This window comes from Acinetobacter sp. PC34 (assembly GCF_051789135.1).
Lineage (GTDB): Bacteria > Pseudomonadota > Gammaproteobacteria > Pseudomonadales > Moraxellaceae > Acinetobacter > Acinetobacter johnsonii.
In genome coordinates this window covers 1,615,418-1,633,823 of sequence record NZ_CP196664.1, presented here as the reverse complement: position 1 = coordinate 1,633,823, position 18,406 = coordinate 1,615,418, and the positions used below count along the sequence as shown (strand labels likewise).

The 18,406-nt window shown below is 40.7% G+C and carries 16 protein-coding genes, 1 pseudogene and 1 riboswitch; of the genes and pseudogenes, 6 read left to right on the top strand and 11 right to left on the bottom strand.

Translation table 11 applies throughout. The annotated features are described in order from the left end of the window. Positions 1 to 49 precede the first annotated feature (49 nt). The 3 genes from ACSC9N_RS07940 to ACSC9N_RS07930 form a co-directional block, all read right to left on the bottom strand. A complete protein-coding gene (locus tag ACSC9N_RS07940) occupies positions 50 to 505 on the bottom strand; it encodes a CopG family ribbon-helix-helix protein (protein WP_010326746.1) in 456 nt (151 codons plus the stop codon). A 4-nt stretch (positions 506 to 509) separates the two neighbouring features. Then, on the bottom strand, positions 510 to 632 hold the full coding sequence (locus ACSC9N_RS07935) for a hypothetical protein (RefSeq protein ID WP_256732956.1): 123 nt from the start codon (positions 630 to 632) through the stop codon (positions 510 to 512). A gap of 320 nt (positions 633 to 952) precedes the next feature. Further along, positions 953 to 1,444 (bottom strand): hypothetical protein, encoded by a 492-nt coding sequence (locus ACSC9N_RS07930; protein ID WP_029575028.1) that lies wholly within the window; start codon positions 1,442 to 1,444, stop codon positions 953 to 955. 399 nt (positions 1,445 to 1,843) lie between these two features. On the opposite strand from ACSC9N_RS07930, the gene ACSC9N_RS07925 reads away from it, so the two are divergent. The 4 genes from ACSC9N_RS07925 to ACSC9N_RS07910 all read left to right on the top strand — a co-directional run bounded on the left by ACSC9N_RS07925 (position 1,844) and on the right by ACSC9N_RS07910 (position 7,229). Beyond that, positions 1,844 to 2,914, top strand: a complete 1,071-nt coding sequence (locus tag ACSC9N_RS07925; protein ID WP_029575029.1) for a zinc-binding metallopeptidase family protein — start codon at positions 1,844 to 1,846, stop codon at positions 2,912 to 2,914. 142 nt (positions 2,915 to 3,056) lie between these two features. Beyond that, a complete protein-coding gene (locus ACSC9N_RS07920) occupies positions 3,057 to 4,997 on the top strand; it encodes an esterase/lipase family protein (RefSeq protein ID WP_439036131.1) in 1,941 nt (646 codons plus the stop codon). A 174-nt stretch (positions 4,998 to 5,171) separates the two neighbouring features. Next, positions 5,172 to 5,933, top strand: coding sequence for a 3-oxoacyl-ACP reductase (locus ACSC9N_RS07915; RefSeq protein ID WP_029575030.1), 762 nt, complete (start codon positions 5,172 to 5,174; stop codon positions 5,931 to 5,933). A gap of 141 nt (positions 5,934 to 6,074) precedes the next feature. Then, a complete protein-coding gene (locus ACSC9N_RS07910) occupies positions 6,075 to 7,229 on the top strand; it encodes an MFS transporter (protein ID WP_029575031.1) in 1,155 nt (384 codons plus the stop codon). Positions 7,230 to 7,284: 55 nt separating this feature from the next. Here ACSC9N_RS07910 and ACSC9N_RS07905 read toward each other — a convergent pair whose 3' ends face one another. The 8 genes and pseudogenes from ACSC9N_RS07905 to ACSC9N_RS07870 form a co-directional block, all read right to left on the bottom strand. Further along, entirely contained in the window at positions 7,285 to 8,775 is a 1,491-nt protein-coding gene (locus ACSC9N_RS07905; protein WP_010326752.1) for an amidase, read from the bottom strand. 54 nt (positions 8,776 to 8,829) lie between these two features. Then, positions 8,830 to 10,259 (bottom strand): annotated as a pseudogene (locus ACSC9N_RS07900) (diguanylate cyclase). Between the two features lie 254 nt (positions 10,260 to 10,513). Beyond that, positions 10,514 to 10,741, bottom strand: coding sequence for a hypothetical protein (locus ACSC9N_RS07895; RefSeq protein ID WP_010326754.1), 228 nt, complete (start codon positions 10,739 to 10,741; stop codon positions 10,514 to 10,516). A 182-nt stretch (positions 10,742 to 10,923) separates the two neighbouring features. Continuing rightward, complete coding sequence (locus ACSC9N_RS07890) at positions 10,924 to 12,168, bottom strand: D-amino acid dehydrogenase (RefSeq protein ID WP_010326755.1); 1,245 nt, start codon at positions 12,166 to 12,168, stop codon at positions 10,924 to 10,926. 132 nt (positions 12,169 to 12,300) lie between these two features. Next, a riboswitch (glycine riboswitch) is annotated at positions 12,301 to 12,387 on the bottom strand. A 244-nt stretch (positions 12,388 to 12,631) separates the two neighbouring features. Beyond that, on the bottom strand, positions 12,632 to 13,438 hold the full coding sequence (locus tag ACSC9N_RS07885; protein ID WP_228259162.1) for a hypothetical protein: 807 nt from the start codon (positions 13,436 to 13,438) through the stop codon (positions 12,632 to 12,634). A gap of 262 nt (positions 13,439 to 13,700) precedes the next feature. Beyond that, a complete protein-coding gene (gene aroC / locus ACSC9N_RS07880; protein WP_010326758.1) occupies positions 13,701 to 14,792 on the bottom strand; it encodes a chorismate synthase in 1,092 nt (363 codons plus the stop codon). 15 nt (positions 14,793 to 14,807) lie between these two features. Then, entirely contained in the window at positions 14,808 to 15,818 is a 1,011-nt protein-coding gene (prmB, locus tag ACSC9N_RS07875; RefSeq protein WP_010326759.1) for a 50S ribosomal protein L3 N(5)-glutamine methyltransferase, read from the bottom strand. A 105-nt stretch (positions 15,819 to 15,923) separates the two neighbouring features. Further along, positions 15,924 to 16,346 carry a lysozyme inhibitor LprI family protein gene (locus ACSC9N_RS07870; protein WP_010326760.1) on the bottom strand — a complete coding sequence of 141 codons (423 nt, stop codon included), beginning with the start codon at positions 16,344 to 16,346 and terminating at the stop codon, positions 15,924 to 15,926. A 193-nt stretch (positions 16,347 to 16,539) separates the two neighbouring features. Between ACSC9N_RS07870 and ACSC9N_RS07865 the strand changes: the two genes are divergently transcribed. Both ACSC9N_RS07865 and ACSC9N_RS07860 read left to right on the top strand, forming a co-directional pair. Beyond that, positions 16,540 to 16,845, top strand: coding sequence for a hypothetical protein (locus ACSC9N_RS07865; protein WP_029575032.1), 306 nt, complete (start codon positions 16,540 to 16,542; stop codon positions 16,843 to 16,845). Between the two features lie 157 nt (positions 16,846 to 17,002). Then, positions 17,003 to 18,376 carry an ABC1 kinase family protein gene (locus tag ACSC9N_RS07860; protein ID WP_010326762.1) on the top strand — a complete coding sequence of 458 codons (1,374 nt, stop codon included), beginning with the start codon at positions 17,003 to 17,005 and terminating at the stop codon, positions 18,374 to 18,376. Positions 18,377 to 18,406: the final 30 nt, after the last annotated feature.

Genomic DNA, 18,406 nt, shown 5'->3' with positions numbered 1-18,406 from the left:
GTTTAAACTTGCTATGTATAGAGTGAGTCATTGAGGGCGGTGAACATGGTCACGATTTCAACGCGCTCTGTTTTTCATTTTGTGGAATCGGCGGCATCACTGCATCCATCAACTCCAAATGCCCTTTGATCACACCTTTCAAAGCAATGAATTGCTGGCTTAATGCTTTTAACTCTGTAGTTAAGCCCTGCAAAATCATCACTTCTAGAATTTTTTGCTCATCTAACTGAATATGTAGTGAGCTGACCACTTGTTCTAAAAACTGCTGCTGTAAGTCCAGCAATTGGACTCTAAGTGGCGTAACACTGGCGTCATAGAGCAAGGTAAACGTCCCCACCATCACGGCGTTACGTTGCTCCTGATCCGCAATCAAATGTTTATTGATCATGTCGACAATGGCTTGAGAACGGCTTTCATAGTGCTGATCAACAATTTTCTGATCCAATGCATCGACAGTTAATTCAGGCACAGTGATGCTGATCCGTGCCAATTTATGTTTCGGCACGTGCTTATCCTTTTTTTGGTGGGTCTTGCTTGATATAAATGCCCGCTCTAGCACTTAAGATGGCAACCACGAGCTGTTTAAATACAGTGAAGAATGCATTTAAGTCACCTTTGAATTGTTTAGACATTTGTTGCTCCTTTCGGTATTACCAAAAAAGGTTTTTGTAATACCTAGAACTAAGCAGAATACATGCCAATTTTTTTGATTAGATTGACAGCAACAGCGTATGAGAAAGTTTATTTTTTGTGCAAAATATATTTCTATTTTTAAGATTGATACATCAAAGTGCATTTCGGGCTATTCAGCTTGACTTTTCATCCGTCAAAGGCCCAATGTTTACGTCCCTATAGACAGAATACCTTCTGAAAATGAGATCTTATGTCCTCGCAAGTTTTAGTTTTCTCTCACTTATAAGCAAAAAAAATCGCCAGATGGCGATTTTTTCTTTTATTGATAAACTTTTTGGAACTCACCCAAAATTGGAGCTGAGACGCCATCTTTATACACATATCGAGAGATAATACCTCTATCCGTATAAATATCCATCTTGATCGAATCCGTTCCCTTTAACTTACTCATCAAATTTACAGGCGCTAAAATATAATTGGTCGAACGGTTGGCACCTAACACATGATCATGCTCAGTTGGCCCTGTGACAGCAAAAGTTTGAAAGTCTTTCTCATTTGTAAACTCAACTTTATGAATCTCATATTTATTGTAAGTACTGCTCAAATGAATTTTTAACTTAAGCAGCTCTTTGTTCGATTCATTCCAGCTCACAGTGACCACTGGACAAAGCTCATTCTGCGCACAAATGAGTAAACCTGTGGTACCCACATTTTGACGACTTGGGTCTGTAGAGGTTGTCGCACAACCTGAAAGCAACATCGCCCCCAAACTCATGAGTAGCCATTTTTTTGGCGATACGTTCGTTATCATTATATTTACTCCCAGAAACTTAAAAGGCTTTGAAATTCTAAAATGAAGCTTTGATTTTTCCCAGTCCCTATTTTTGACGAATCTGCACCTAAATCAAGCTTTTTCGTTCATTCAGTTTATAAATTTTAAAATTTATATCTCTTTATACAAATATGAAAGAAAAGAACCCCACTGAAAAGCTCGCTACTAACCAAGCACATGTATTCTTTCTAATATGCACTCTAGGCAAGCACTACCGCGCTTATACCTGTATATCAAACGAACGACTAAAAACTTTTCAAATTATATGCAAATGAATACTCAACTTTGCAAGCCTATCAAAACAGATGACAGAACATGACGAAGGGAACCGACATCCTTTATACTGGTTCTAAAAGCTCACCAAAGACACAGCCGCCGATGAAATTCTTTAGTTGCGCATCCTGTCAAAACCAAGTCTTTTTTGCCAACTCACAATGTGTGAGCTGCCAAACTACACTCGGTTATATTGCATCGGAAAAAGATATGGGGAGCTTTGAACAGCATAGCCCTGTTCTTTGGTTAGCGCTAAATGAAAAATACCAGACGAAGCGCTATAAGCCTTGTTATAACTATCAGCATCATCAAGTCTGTAATTGGGTTATTCCCGCAGAGAGCAACGACATCTACTGTGAGTCTTGTGTACTCACATATACCATTCCTACTCTCGACAACCCTGATCATATCGTCTATTGGTCACGGCTCGAACATGCTAAACGGCGTTTTCTGTATTTAATGCAACGCCTGAATATTATGCCAAGGCCCAAATATAACGATGATGATCGCTACGGACTCCGTTTTAATTTTCTCATGCCTGAACCAGAGCACCCTGTGCTGACAGGACATGCTAATGGTGTCATTACACTCAATGCTAGTGAAGCAGATGTCATCTATAGAGAAACGACCCGTATTAAAATGGGTGAAAACTACCGTACGCTTTTGGGGCATTTCCGTCATGAAAGTGGTCATTATTATTTTGACCTCATTAAATCGCTACATCCTGAGCTGGTCGACGAGTTCCGTCAGTATTTTGGAGATGAGCGTCAAGATTATAACGCAGCACTACAACGCCACTATGAAGATGGCGCACCGCAAAACTGGGACAAGTTTTATGTCAGCTCTTATGCCAGCACACACCCTTGGGAAGACTGGGCAGAAACGTGGGCACACTATTTACACATGATGGACACATTGGAAACCGCTTACTATGCAGGTTTAATCGTGCGCAATAATCGAAAAGATACGCATGACTTAAGCTTTTATGAAAATCCAATCGGCGCTCAAAATTTTGATTTACTCCTCAAACAATGGATGACACTGACTTTTAACTTAAATGCGTTAAATCGCAGTATGGGTTTAGAAGATGCTTATCCATTTACGCTATCAGCGCCAGTCCTCGATAAATTACGATTTATACATAAACATGTTTTGGGCAAAGCCTTTGCTCGCTAAATTGCTTGAGCTGAATATAAGCGTTCTTAAGTTATGTCTAGGGACACAAAAGATTGGACTGAATTTGGATGTAACTCGTTAGAAATTATCTTAAAATGAAAGACATCTTTAGCCTATATAGATAACGTCCGTGCTAAAAACTATGCTTTTAACGAGACATCATACTTTCACGCGACCAATCATTTTAGGGCTAACGATTGTTTTACTGCCGGCCTGCCAGTTGGTCAAAGTTAAAGAAAATAATATCCATCAGGCTATTCGTAGCAAGTCCGAAAATATCTTAAGCCACGAACAATTGAGTGCGGAAACCACCAGCTTACTCAAATTACTCAGCGTGACGCCACAGCAATGCAGCGCTGAATTTGAAACATGTTTGAAGCGCTTAAACACACAAACAGATATTGCTGCAGATGAACGCTATGCCGCTTTAAGTGAACTGTATTTGGCCCAAGCTTTAGATATTTCAAAACAACGCAACTGTACCCAAGCACAGCCACATAGTGAAAATAATCACTGCTTAGAACAGAGCCTTGAGGCCTTCGACCAGAGTTTACGTTATAGCTATGTGTATTTATTTAAAATGCAAGAAAGCCCAAGTACCCGGGTTTTTGATCAAAGACAAATGCATGTCCGCACTTTTTACAATGTCGCTTTGTCGCGTTTAATTACCACGGCGTACCGTACGCAACCTTTTCAACAAGTTCCCGCGCAACTCAACGTCCAACAACGTCAATATATTGTAAATTTAGAACACTATCCTGAACTGAAAAGTAAAACCATTGACCGAGTTCAATCCAGTTATAATTTAAACTTCTCGGGTTTTTATCAAGTCAACCGTCAAGATGGTCTGGGCGCAGAGTTCGTGGTTGTGACTAAAGCGGATCCTATTCATAAAAATGATTTTATCCTTGACCCGATATCGTTTTATCAAAATCAAACCAATCCCAATATCCATCCTGCACGCTATTTGTCCGTAACCGCAGCGGCACAGCCATTAAACCCTGAAAGCAGCATTGAAGATGTGCTTAATGGCAAAGCCATTTTTGAGATTGAGCTATTTAATCCTTATACACAAAAGTATGTAGACATACATCAACAAAAATACATTCTCACGGCGAATTATTCTGTGCCTTTTGCCTACTGGCTGGCAGAAAATAAACTGGGCTCAACAGGCTACTTGACCTTGCTCGATAAGACTGAGCGATTGCGTATGCCACATGTCTATATGCTTGAACCTTACCAGCCGAATAAAAAAGTGATTGTACTTATTCATGGTCTCGCCAGCAGCCCTGAAACTTGGGTCAATCTGACCAATAACATTTTGCGGGATAAAGCTTTACGGGAGAACTTTCAGGTATGGCAGGTATTCTATTCAACCAATATGCCGATTGTTGAAAGCTGCTATCAAATTCATGCACTACTTAAACAAGCCTTTGCACAAGTTCAACCCAACTCTCGCTCGGCAAGTAACGCCGTGCTGATTGGACATAGTATGGGCGGCGTCATTAGTCGCTTACTGATTAGTGAGCACGATATTTCTGAGCAAGTGATTCCACTATTAAACTATGAGCAATACACCCGATTACAACAATACCCCGTAATCAAAGAACGTTTTCAATTTCATTCTGATTTACCCATTGGACGTGCAATTTTTATTGCCGCGCCTCACCGTGGTAGTGAACTGTCTGACCGCTGGTACATGGAATTGGTGAAGAAAATGGTCAAGTTGCCGATCACTTTCTTTAACCAAGTGGATATACAACTCAATGGTAGCTCTAGCACCAAAGGCATGGTGCAATCTGGCCCAGACGACTTAAGTCCAAAGTCACGCTTTATGGCTTTGACCAGTAACATCATGCCTGTATCTAGAGTTCCTTATCATTCTATTATTGGTAATCACCGTCAGAACAATGACATACATGACATGAGCGATGGTATTGTGCCTTATTCCAGTTCACATTTAGAACAGGCTGTCTCTGAAAGAATCATTAAAGGCAACCATTCGGTGCATGAGGAAGCAGAAACATTATTAGAATTACGGCGTATTTTGAGGTTACACCTTGAGCAAACTCGGGCTCAATGATCAACAGTACTAAAAATGTTCTACTACTTGGCGATTTTTATCCGAATACTCTAACTCAGCTGAATGAGCATCGAAAACTTGAAAAGCAGCGGTTGTAAAATCTCAGGTACGGAAAAGGTTTTGATATACTTGCTTTATCCAAAAAATACATGCATTTATCTGCTCGGAAACATTATGCACATTAAAAATCAAGTTGTACTGGTCACAGGTGGCGCACGCGGTTTAGGTCTTGCGATTACACACGCCTTAATCAATGAAGGTGCTCGTGTAGTCGTGAACTATTTGAACAGCCATGTTGCAGCGCAAACCTTAGTCCAGCAGTATCCAAAGCAGGTTTTTATCTACCAAGCTGATGTTACAGACAGTGCACAAGTCAAAAGTATGTTTGATGCAAGCTTTCAGCATTTTGGACAGCATATCAACGCCGTGATTAATAATGCGCTGATTCAATTCGAGTTTAATGGTGAGGCCCGCCCAAAAGTTCATGAGCTCCGCTGGGAAACTATGCAACAACAATTTGAGGGTGCAGTTAAAGCCGCTTTGAATACTACCCAAGCAGCGCTTGAAGGTATGAAACAAAACCAGTTTGGGTGCATTGTAAACATCGGAACCAATCTGGTGCAAAACCCAGTGGTGCCTTATCATGACTACACCACAGCGAAGGCTGCACTATTGGCTTTTACGCGTACCTCAGCGCATGAACTTGGCCAATATGGCATTAATATCAATATGCTTTCTGGCGGTTTACTGCAAACCACTGATGCTAGCAAAAGCACGCCCAATGAAGTTTTTGATTACATCGCAAGTGCAACACCACTGCGTCGTGTAGTTACACCTGAGGAATTTGCCTCAGCCATTCTAATGTTCTTATCGCCCTATTCTTGTGCTGTGACAGGTCAAAACTTGATTGTCGATGGTGGTTTAGTCAAAGGATAATGAGCTTTAATCCCTGAACTCTGAATAAGCATGATTTAAACCATCCATTTTAAAAATTCTCGAAGCTTCATCGACTTGAAGCTTTGTTTTAGGTTCAAGTCTTCTTCATAATCTGCCCACCCAACCAAGGAACACAGTACGATGCTTTCTTTCCCCATTCGGCACCGACTGGCTGGTTTTTACTTTTTTTATTATTCCATTGTAGGCACCTTCATGCCGTTTTGGAGCCTGTATCTCGAAGATCAAGGCTTTAACTACAGTGAAATCGGCATCCTTTCCTCAATTGCGATCATTACCCGTTTTTTTGCTCCTTTTATTTGGGGCTGGATTGCAGATAAATCAGGGAAACGGATGCTCTTGGTCAGAGTTGCAACGTGGATGGAAGCCTGTATTTGGTTCATGATTTTTATCATTCCAAACTCCTTTCAGGCGATCGCCCTACTCATGCTGATCTTTAGCTTCTTCCAAAACGCCATTCTGGCTCAATTTGAAGGCGTTACGCTATTTTGGCTCGCGGAACAGCGCAGTGCTTTGTATGGAAAAGTTCGAAAGTGGGGCTCGGTCGGTTTTATTGTCGGGGTTTTTGGTATCGGAGCCTTATTAGAAATTTTACCCATCTCTATGCTTCCTGTTTTATTGCTGTGCATTTCTTTTTTGGCCTTTATTTGGTCATTTAGCATCAAAGAACCGACCACTGCACCTCATTCACAAGGGCAGCTCGAGCCATTGTTACCGATTTTAAAAAAACCCGTTGTCGCGGCATTTTTCGGTATCGAGTTTATTCTGCTTTTTTCGCATGCGCCCTTTTATAGTTTTTATAGCAACTTCTTAAAACAAGCTGGTTACTCAACCACAGAAATTGGTTTTTTGTGGACTGTCGGTGTCATGGCCGAAATTATTATGTTTGCCATTGCTCACATTTTTTTCAAACGCTTTTCATGGCGACTCATGGTGTCTATTTGTCTTATCCTCACGGCGCTACGCTGGTTTATGGTTGGTTCTTTTCCACAAATCTTCGCGATCCAGTTCTTCGCACAAACCATTCATGCTTTTAGCTTTGGCCTATTTCATCTCATCGCCATGCGTATCATTTTCCAAAACTTTAGTTTAGGACAACAAGGACGCGGTCAAGCCCTGTATAGCACCATGTGGGGACTGGGTGTAGCGTCTGGAAGTATTCTTGCAGGACATTATTGGCACAGCCTGTCAGGCGAACTTATTTTTATTTTGGCAGGCTGTGCGGTTCTACTGGGTTTGGGTTTTATTCGCTACTTACCCAAAGAAGTTCAAGCTTAAAAAGTTCTCTTCTGATCTGCACACATAAATTGCAGCAGTTTCATTATTCAGCTTTCTAAACTTTGATTTCACTATATTTATGAAACCATGGCTGGGCCTGTTCAAGCTGACTAGCCAACTGTAAGAGCCGATCTTCACGGGCAAAAGGCGCAATGAACTGTGAACCAAGCGGAAGATTGTCAGCATTCCAATACAAAGGTACAGACATCGCAGGTAAACCTGTGATGTTGGCTAGCTGAGTAAAAGGCACCCAACGCAAATTATCTTTCACAATTTTATCGACCAGTTTTCCTTGTGCCAACAGATGTGCTTTGCCGACTTTTAATAAACTTTTTAAAATTGGTTTTTGCCATGATGGGGTAGAAATTTGCCCATTTTTGGGTGCGACTGAGGCTGTAGCAGGAGTCAGATAAAGATCATAATGATCAAAGAATTGGTTCATTTTGGTGACATATACTCCCCAATTATTCAGATTATGAATATATTCTAACGCAGTCGTTTTGGCACCAAAGGCAGCCAAAGCTAAAGAATCCAGCTCAAAATCTCCTGCTGTGGTCGGAACGTGTTGCTTGATCTGCTCTAACATATAAGAAAATTGACTAAACCACGTCGTGATAAAGTCTCTGGCCAAAGACATACCATCTATCTCAGGTTGTGCTTCGACCACTGTATGCCCTAAAGACTCCAACAAACGTGCGGTATGGTGTACAGCATCAATTGCATCTTTAGACACTGTGGTTCCGATAGGCGACTGAGTACTAAATGCAATTTTAAGTTTTTTTACAGGCTGCTGTAGACAGGCCAAATAGCTTTGGCTGGGTAGTTCAATTTTAAACAATGAGCTATGCTCTGCACCCTGCGTTGCATCTAACATCGCTGCACTGTCTCTTACACTTTTACTCAATACATGCTGTATCGCAGCCCCATGCATTGCTTCACTCATATCTGGGCCCCACGGCGTACGTCCACGACTTGGTTTTAAACCAAATAAACCACAATACGATGCAGGAATTCGAATCGATCCACCGCCATCTCCCGCACCCGCAATGGGAACAATTCCTGCGGCCACCGCAGAAGCGGAACCACCCGATGAACCACCACTGTTATGTTTTAAATTCCAAGGATTATGACAGGCTCCCCAAGCATCTGATTCTGTAATGCCTTTGATACCAAACTCAGGGGTATTGGTACGCCCAAAAGTTAAAATGCCTGTGTTTTCCCAACGGTTTACAATTTCTGCATTATGTTCTGCAATATGGCCCGTACGTTTAAATGCTTGGCATCCATAAGATGTTGGATAACCTGCATATTCTTGAAATAAATCCTTTACTAAAAATGGCACCCCAGCAAATGGGCCAGACAATGCATTTTGCGCTCTGTTCTTGGCATAATCATGCATCGGAATAATAATCGCATTTAAAGCAGGATTGGTTTGTTGGCTACGCTCAATTGCAATTTGTAATAATTCAGCGGGATGGATTTGTTTTTGTGCAACCAACTCAGCTAAACCCAGCCCATCATAACGAAGGTATTCAGAAAAATTCATTTTTATCCAAGTATCTATAGTTTTTATTGTTTTATACTTTTACTAAATTTTAACCTATGAGGCAAGTTGTACTTGATTGCGTCCTAAAGTTTTGGCCTGATATAGCGCCCGATCAGCACGATTTAACAAGCTCTGTAGGCTATTTTGCGTTGGTAAAACTTGATGCACCACACCAAGACTCACCGTCATACTCAAAACAGCATGTGCCACTTGAGTTTTTGAAGTAGCGACAGCACGGCAGATACGTTCTGCAATGATTTGTGATTCAATTTCAGTGGTATTATTTAACACCACCACAAATTCTTCACCGCCCATACGCGCAAATAAATCCTGTTCACGCAAATTACTTTTCACCGTCGTAGCAAAGCTTTGTAGCAATACATCACCAATATAATGACCATATTGATCGTTCATTTTCTTAAAATGATCAATATCTAGCACAATGATACTCATCGATTTAACCAGATTTTCCTTCAATAAGTTTTCAGTTTGAGTGAAGAAAAAACGGCGATTTCCCACATGAGTTAAGGGGGCGTGGTTGGCCAGATAAAGTACTTCTTTATACAGATCATGACGATTACGACTCACAATACATAAAAGCAAAGGTGCAATCATCAACATGCACAGCCCTATACGCACCGAAATAGAAGTGGCCAAGAAGTTATCTGCTGTACGTGAAATATAATAGGTCGTTAAACTATGGTAAGTCACAAAACAAACCAAACTGTTAATGATACTCACATAAAATAAGTTGTAACTTAAAGCCGCCCAAATGAGCCCTGCTAGAGGGAAAAGTAAGGCACCAGGACCAAAGAACAGATGTGTACATGCCACAGAAATTAAAACTGAGAGTAAGGGTAAAACATCGACAAACTGGGTTTCGCACTGTCTACGGTTATTCCAAAGATACTTTAATTTCTTCGCTGCAGGAAAGGTCAACATGAGGGGTAAAAGTGAAATACAATTTAGCACTTCCCCTGTCCACCAAATATAAAACTCAGCCCACAGGTCTTGCGTACTCATAAAAGTATGTGGCATATACGGAACGACCGCAACGGCAAATATCGCGCTAGAAAAACACCCAAGAAAAACACAAACCAAGAAAAGATAAAGAAAATTTAAGTCTTTGTTATATGCACGATAGTCAATTTGTAAATAATGGATAAAGAATAAAGACACGCCTACTGTCATAAAATTGGCAATTGTTAAAGCCAACGTCAGCTCAAGATGATTCCCTGTGACTAAGTCAGCCGACATATAACCAATAAATGCGCCCAACCAGCCACCAACATTTCTAAGTGGCTTAACCGTAAAAATAAGCCGATCAATACTGCATTAGCTGGCCAAAAATAAGCGAAATATGCAATCGGCCGAGTGAATATCCCAAGCAAACAGCAGACAAAAATCACCGCAGCAACAATCAAACATGCTCGGCCATGCTGTTTAAAATTCAACGATACTTCTGTGAGCTTAACTGCGTACAAAATATTCCCTCATTTTTACATGAGTTATGATTAAACATCATGTTTTCTACTGTCCATTTGCTTGCAAAGGATGCATTGATGAAAACCATCACAAATTGACAATATTTACTAAATAAACTCTATCGATTGTTCGTTATGGTTTCAATATGATTTTTTGATTTATATCCTGAATCTAAATATTTACGATTAAACGCTGATATCACTCTCACCCATAAAAAAAGCCTCCACATCGGGAGGCTTTTTGATCTTTGGACTTATTTTGCTTCAGACGCTGCCACTGGTGCTGATGCACCTGCTTCTTCAGACTCTAAAGGTGCAGCATCAATCATCTCTGGACTAACTTCTATATTGGTCACTGGTGTTTCAGTTGCTGAGCTTTCCACTGACGTTTGTTCAGTCTCTTGTTTTTTGTCACTACACGCAGCAAGCGACAGCATTGTTGCAGAAGCTAGAACCACCAAAGCCATTTTCATGTTAATCATTATGCACCTTCACATTAGTCATCAATTGCTTGAAACAATACTACTTATTTTTGCTCAAGTTTAAAGTATTCATTTGTGAGCAATCTTTTGAAATTAAGGCAGAATTATAACATCATTAAACAGAAATAATAAAAACAAGCTCGAAGCAAACTTGTTTTTATCTATCCAAGAATGCACTCGAATTAAACAGGATACGCTGTCGCGACTTCCTGACTAATCATTGCCGCAGTTGCCGCAGATAGCGTCCAACCTAAGTGCCCATGTCCTGTATTAAAGAACACACGTTCTAGCTTTCCACGGCGAACTACAGGCATCATATTCGGCATCATGGGGCGAAGACCTGCCCAAGGGACCGCATGCTCTGTCGAAACTTTAAAGTTACGATTGGTCCAGTCAACAAGAGGTTGAATCCGATCTGCCCGGATATCACGGTTATAGCCATTAAACTCAGCAGTGCCCGCGACACGGAAACGATCTTTACCTAAACGTGAAGTTACAATTTTCGCGCTTTCGTCCAGCAAACTCACCCACGGCGCATTTTGCTGGCTTTCTTCGTCATTTAACATAACCGTAATCGAATATCCCTTTACAGGATAAACATTGACCCGCTCTTGGACCAATTCAGCCAATTGATAGCTACCCACCCCAGCACAAACCACAACAGCATCGGCAGCGAGCATTTCAACTTCCGCTGGTGCAAGCTCTACATTCTCAGAACTTGGCTGTAACTTCACTTCAACACCTGAAGTTAAATGTTCGATATCTGTCACATCCATACCAAAACGATACTTCACACCTAACTTTTTGGTAACTTCAGCCAAACCTGTCGTGTACTTATGAATATCACCCGTCGCATCGCCTTCACAATAAAATCCAGCATAATAGTCGCCGGTCAATGTCGGCTCAATTTGCTTAATTTCTTCATTGCTTACGCCGCAACGTTCAAGTCCACCTTTATTGAGTAAATCATTGACTCGAATGGCGACGTCATAATCTTGTTTATTATGATAAAAATGCAAAATACCACGTTTTTCTAAATTGAAGTCGATTGATTCTTTATCCGCAATTTCGAACAAGCGTTGACGAGCCAATAAAGCCAAACGTACTGTTTCGTGGGTATTGGCCTCATAATGTTTAATATTGCCCAGAAATTCCATCAGCCATGCATATTTATGCACACTAAACGCAGGATTGAGCAATAAAGGGGCAGATTTTTGAGACATCCATTTCATGCCTTTCAGCACTGTCGATTTTTGGTTCCAAACTTCCGCATTACATGCAGACAGTTGTCCACCATTTGCAAAAGAAGTTTCCATGGCTGGAAATAAATGCCGATCCACAACTGTCACTTGATAACCCAGTTGACTTAATTCATATGCAGTTGTGACGCCTGTAATTCCAGCACCAATGACAACGACATGACACATAGACACCTCCTTTTTATTGTTTGATGTCAACCCCATCTGTCATGTGTACCTGAGAGCTTCGACCTAAAACATCCCATGATGTTTTAAACCATCCCCTTCGGTGAGTGATTGAACACTTCTCTCCAGAGTTTTTTCATTATTACAGTCCTTTTGCCTGAGAGTTTCCGGGGTCGTTGCTCCTTCGGCGAATGCAGAACATTTCTCTCCTGCAATAATGCTTATTATTCTATGAGCAATTTATATACCATGTAATCACCCTATTGGAAACTGCTCTTAAAGTATTATCTTTCGTTTATTTTTATAGAGCACAACCTCAGCTTAGGACAAGCGTTGCACTATACTGGCTAACATGACTATCTTTTGCTTCAAAAGAGGACGCATGCTGTCGGACATTAGCGCTATCCTGAGGTCATCTAAACATCTTTGAGCATGAGTACGGTCTATACTCTTCGGATGTTTCATTTTATTTTTTCTCAACCTTAAAAGAATGAATGAGTTGTTCTACATTTTGATAAATTTCTTGCCAATGCGGCAGTAACTCACTATGAAATTTTATAGTGATATAACTCGTATTAAACCCATAATTGGGCTGATGTGTATTAAATTCACAACTTGTTGCACCACTCTTAAAATAAAGACACTTAATAGTGAGACTTACCCCTTTACCTTTACGCTCCTGCCAATACACCTTTTTTCCAACACCGTCATCACTTTTTACCTCTATTTCATAGAGTCCTAAATCTGAGTTAAATTTTTTTGTTTCATCTACCCATATTTCACTCACCTCTTCTCCACTAGATGAAAACATTCCTTTTCTTAATTTTCTTTTTAAATGACCCAAATAATTAAAGAAGTCTTTACTTCCCCACTCCTCTTTCCAAACGGAACGTTGGTTTAATGCGATTGTGATATCATTTTTAAACTCAGAACCTAGTCTAAAGCCTTCTCTAGATGCTGTCATTTCAGGCCATTTTACTTTCAAATCAATACTTTGAATTTGATCATCACAACCTTTGGCCTCGTGTTCTTCTTCGATATTTTTCCCCCAATAATTCACACCTTGATAAGTCACTCTGCCAAAAAGTAAATACTGCTTATCAATGAGCATGTGCCGATCACCAAATTTTCCACAAGCATATAAGCGCGCTTTAACTTTTTCAGGGTCATGCATACTGTCATAGCCATATATCAACAATGAAATAACCAAAACTGTGAGTAGTGATAAAAATATAATGGTGCCTCGTCTGACTGTGCTTATTTTTTTATTCATATCCCCCTTCCTTTTTTCTTTTAAAAATGAACTCTCTAAATTTTCTTACTCAGTAAGACCGAATGAAGATTCATCAACGTTTGGCCTACTTTGGCACTTAATAGGTAAGATGCCGTTTTCTGAGTATCGTGATAACCATAACGTGCATAATATGCCAACAGCTCTTTTCTTATATTTAAGATTAGCTTTCATACGCAAATAAAAAAAAGTCAGACCGAAGTCTGACTTTAATGCGTACTCTCTTAAATATAAAGAGAATTTTCTAGTATTCAATCGGTGCAAATGGTGCAACGACGTCTGCATTTTGAGCACGATGGCGCATAAAGTGATCCATTAAAACAATCGCAAGCATTGCTTCTGCAATCGGAGCCGCACGCACACCCACACAAGGGTCATGACGACCTTTGGTTAATACATCAGTATCTTCACGATTAATATTGATCGTTTTACCCTGTGTGGTAATAGACGCTGTTGGTTTTAAAGCAATGGCCACACGAATGGTTTGACCACTTGAAATACCGCCCAAGATACCCCCTGCATGGTTCGCAAGGAAGCCATCAGTCGTTAACTCATCACGGCTCTCATGTCCAAACTGACCAGCAACGGCAAAACCATCACCAATCTCAACCCCTTTAACCGCGTTAATAGACATCATGGCATGGGCAATGTCAGCATCTAGACGGTCAAAAACAGGCTCACCCCAACCTACAGGCACTTTTTCAGCCAAAATCTCAAGCTTTGCACCGCAACTGGTACCTTGCTCACGCAATGAAGTTACCAGTGCTTCAAAACGCGGTACGGCATCGACATCGCCACAGAAAAATGGATTATTAGGTACTTCATTCCAATCCAATTTTTCCGCAATTTCAGTCCCAATTTGGGTCACATGACCACGAATTAAAATACCAAACTTTTCAGCCAAGTATTTTTTCGCAATTGCACCCGCAGCCACACGCATCGCCGTTTCACGCGCACTTGAACGACCACCGCCACGGTAATCACGAAAACCGTACTTTTGTGTATAAGTATAATCTGCATGTCCCGGACGGAAGCTTTGTGCAATATTGCCGTAATCTTTGGATTTTTGATCGGTGTTACGGATCAATAAACCAATTGGTGTGCCTGTTGTTTTACCTTCAAACACACCAGAAATGATTTCAACTTCATCAGGTTCTTTGCGCTGCGTCGCAAATTTAGAGGTGCCCGGCTTACGACGGTCTAAATCTTTTTGTAAATCGTCTGCTGTAAGCTCAAGGCCCGGTGGAACACCATCCACAATCGCCATTAAGCCTACACCATGAGATTCACCACAAGTCGTTACACGGAAGAGTTGCCCTATACTATTACCTGCCATGTCCAACGACTCCTTTTATGCTTGAACAGATTGAATGAATAAATCACGGAATTGACGACATTGAGCTGCAGTCAATGCAAAGATTCCTGTACCGCCTTTTTGGAACTGTAACCAGTAAAAATCAACAGTATTAAAGTTTTGGCGCATTGCCCATTCAGAATTACCCACTTCAATCACGATGAGACCATCTTCAGTTAAGTAATCTGGCGCTTGAGCTAACATTTTACGAACCAAATCTAAGCCATCTTGACCTGCCGCCAATGCCAATTCTGGCTCATGGTGGAATTCTTCAGGTAAATCTGCCATGTCTTCAGCATCCACATAAGGTGGATTCGACACGATGAGATCATATTGATTTTCAGCAGGAATTTTGGAGAACAGGTCAGACTCAAGTAAAGCCACTTGATACTGTTTGTCGTGGTGTTCCGAGTTAATTTGAGCCACTTCTAAAGCTTCTTTAGAAATATCTGTTGCATCTACTTCGGCATCTGGGTACGCATAAGCCAGAGCAATCGCGATACAACCTGAGCCCGTACACATATCTAAAATACGTTGTGGCGTTTTTGGATTCGGGTTTTCTGGCAAGTTATTGACTGCTTCACCCATTTGGCCATTTTCACCTAAGCAATAAGGTGCAAAACGGTTTTGAATCAATTCTGCAATCGGTGAACGTGGAATCAGTACGCGTTCGTCGACATAATATGGTTTGCCATCAAAATATGCCAAATTAAGCAAATATGAAGTCGGTACTTTTTCATTAATACGACGTTCTAATAAGCTTAAAACTTCTGTCTTTTCGCTTGGTAGTAGCTTCGACTCTAAGATTTCAGCATCCGCATTCCAATCTAAAGATAAAGTTTGTAAAACCAGAGCTGAGCTTTCAGCAAAATAGTCTTCTGTACCTTGACCTAAATGTGCATCGTATTGACGTAATGCTGTCACTCCAAAACGGATAAAATCACGAATTGTGCTTAAGTTTTCAGCGGCTTCCTGTATATGTTCAGGGCTAATAGTCGGGCGATCCACTAAAGGCGTCTCCAAGGTCATAATAAAAACGCCTTATGATACCCTGTTTTTCTATGATTTATAATGTTTTGATGCACAGCAAACACATTTTCATACGCTTTGCACTTATTTGTTTATACGGCCTGTACGTGCTTCGTACATATCTGCACGGGTTTGCGTCATTTGCATCAGACACGAAATACGCTGTAATTCAGTCTTTTCATTTTTCACGATAGGTTTGTTATTACAAATCTGATCACGCTGCGCCAGCCATTGCTGATGAGACTGTTTAACCAATCCTTGCTCATCTACAGGAGCCTGCGCCAAATACGGCTTAAATACTTTCTTTAAGCGTTTCTTTTGTGCTTTATATTCTTTACTCATACATGCATCAATTTCACTCAACACATTGCCAGTTTGCTTCATGCATGCTTCATATTTTTTAGTTGGGCCCATTGCATAGGCTGAACCACTGAACAATCCCACAACAAGCAATGCACTAAATATTTGTTTCAATTCCTTTCCCCAAAGCAAATTTTCTTCATTCATTTTTTAATCTAGTCATTCACAACATCTACGTGCTGCAGCGCTTTAATATAACATCCTATTTTGTATGAACATACTAGCCCTCTATAAAATTTCCACCACACAGCTTTTTACATGAACTCACAGGCTTTGCATTGAAACCTGATCAAACAGCCTTATTATAAAGTGAGTTCTTCTGCCAATATTCTCCAAACTTATGAGTTATAAACACAACAACTTAATGGCGATGCGTGAACGCTATTGGAATGACACCGAAAACAATCATGTCGACACTGAAAAAGCTTTTTTTCAGCAGCTGTTACAGCAGCAAGGGATCTATGAATGTGCAACCATTGAAGATGCTCGATACTTCTTTTTTAGCCTACCGAGCATCATCATTGTTAAAGGTTATGCACATGGATTTATGCACCAACCGGTACAAGAAATGATCCTCCAACACATACAAATGCATAAAGATGAATTGATTCAGAAAAATACGCTTAAAGTAAAATTTCGCATGTAACAATCCCGATTAGGCTTTATTTAGATGGTTGCTTAACACTTATGGCCTTTTTTAACTCTAGATTCAGCAAGTTGAACTTTTTTAATACGTGAATACACGATATTATCCGTTACAATCTAAAATGCTGCCCTTGCTGATGAAAGGATTTTACTGAATTATGTCAGATCACAACGATAAGCTTAAACAACTGAAAACCTCCTCTATGGATCGTCGTTTATCGATTGCCAAAGCTTCGTTGCTTGCTGGAACACGTTGGGCTGCTTCTAATGCGACAACTATGTTTTCTAGCGAAGAAGAAAAAGAAAAGAAACGCAAAAAAGCAATGAAAGAACAGGCCGATTATCTTGTTTCTGAAATAGGCAAACTTAAAGGTTCTATCGTCAAAATTGGCCAAATGATGGCACTTTATGGTGAACACTTTCTACCTGAAGAAATCACACAAGCCTTAAATACTTTAAATAATCAAACAGTCGCTTTAGCGTGGCCTGCGATTAAACAGCAACTGCACAGCCAGTTGGGTTCTAAACTAGATGATTTGACCATCGATCATGAGCCACTGGGCACTGCATCACTGGCACAAGTCCACCGTGCAACGCGCAAGTCTGATGGTTTAGAGATGGTATTGAAAATTCAATATCCAGGCGTTGCTGAAGCTATTGACTCAGACATGAGCCTGTTTAAAAACATGCTTAAACTGACACGAATGGTGCCGCAAACACGCGAGTTCGACCAATGGTTCGATGAAGTTCGTGAGATGATGCACCGTGAAGTGAATTATAAAATTGAGGCTGCAACCACACGCCGCTTTGCTGCTCGCTTAAAAGAAGACCCTCGCTACATCGTGCCACAAATTATAGATGGCTACTGCACAGACCAAGTATTGTGTATGACATTTGAACGTGGCGTGCCGATTAACAGCCCTGTCATGCTGTCTCTGCCGCAAGAACGTCGCAACAAACTTGGTGAAGCATCACTTGAAATTGCGGTACGCGAGATTTTTGAATGGGGTGAAATGCAGACCGACCCGAACTTTGGTAATTACCTCGTTCGCTTAGGCAATGGCAATGACATCTTGGATAAAATCGTTCTGCTTGATTTTGGTGCAATCCGACAGTTTGATGAACACTTACTTAGTGTTGCTCGCAAGCTCATTCATGCTGGGTTTAATCATAGTAGTGAAGAAATGGTTCAAGCAATGACAGGCTATGAGTTTTTCGACTCTATCCCTCAAAGCATTAAACCCGATATGGCTAAAGTCTTCTTACTTGCAACTGAAGCATTCAGCAGCCCAAGCAACAACCCAGACTTACCTGCTGGTGTTATGGGTGAAAACTTTGCTTATGACTGGAAAGCAAGCCAGCTTCATAGCCGTGTAATGCAGCAAGCTTCAAAGTCGATGGCATCTCGTTATTTCAGTGTTCCACCCAAAGAGTTTATGTTTATCAGCCGTAAATTCATCGGTGCTTATACCTTTATGACTGTGATTGAAGCGAAAACCAATGTTCGTGCAATGGTGAAAAAATTTATCTAAAAGTACATTGACCAAAATGACGCGATGTCA

Bases quoted from the DNA above. Each gene is read 5' to 3' on its own strand.
- ACSC9N_RS07935 (WP_256732956.1), bottom strand. From the start codon at position 632: ATGTCTAAACAATTCAAAGGTGACTTAAATGCATTCTTCACTGTATTT.
- ACSC9N_RS07930 (WP_029575028.1), bottom strand. From the start codon at position 1,444: ATGATAACGAACGTATCGCCAAAAAAATGGCTACTCATGAGTTTGGGG.
- ACSC9N_RS07925 (WP_029575029.1), top strand. From the start codon at position 1,844: ATGAAATTCTTTAGTTGCGCATCCTGTCAAAACCAAGTCTTTTTTGCC.
- ACSC9N_RS07920 (WP_439036131.1), top strand. From the start codon at position 3,057: ATGCTTTTAACGAGACATCATACTTTCACGCGACCAATCATTTTAGGG.
- ACSC9N_RS07915 (WP_029575030.1), top strand. From the start codon at position 5,172: ATGCACATTAAAAATCAAGTTGTACTGGTCACAGGTGGCGCACGCGGT.
- ACSC9N_RS07910 (WP_029575031.1), top strand. From the start codon at position 6,075: ATGCTTTCTTTCCCCATTCGGCACCGACTGGCTGGTTTTTACTTTTTT.
- ACSC9N_RS07905 (WP_010326752.1), bottom strand. From the start codon at position 8,775: ATGAATTTTTCTGAATACCTTCGTTATGATGGGCTGGGTTTAGCTGAG.
- ACSC9N_RS07895 (WP_010326754.1), bottom strand. From the start codon at position 10,741: ATGATTAACATGAAAATGGCTTTGGTGGTTCTAGCTTCTGCAACAATG.
- ACSC9N_RS07890 (WP_010326755.1), bottom strand. From the start codon at position 12,168: ATGTGTCATGTCGTTGTCATTGGTGCTGGAATTACAGGCGTCACAACT.
- ACSC9N_RS07885 (WP_228259162.1), bottom strand. From the start codon at position 13,438: ATGAATAAAAAAATAAGCACAGTCAGACGAGGCACCATTATATTTTTA.
- aroC (WP_010326758.1), bottom strand. From the start codon at position 14,792: ATGGCAGGTAATAGTATAGGGCAACTCTTCCGTGTAACGACTTGTGGT.
- ACSC9N_RS07870 (WP_010326760.1), bottom strand. From the start codon at position 16,346: ATGAATGAAGAAAATTTGCTTTGGGGAAAGGAATTGAAACAAATATTT.
- ACSC9N_RS07865 (WP_029575032.1), top strand. From the start codon at position 16,540: ATGAGTTATAAACACAACAACTTAATGGCGATGCGTGAACGCTATTGG.
- ACSC9N_RS07860 (WP_010326762.1), top strand. From the start codon at position 17,003: ATGTCAGATCACAACGATAAGCTTAAACAACTGAAAACCTCCTCTATG.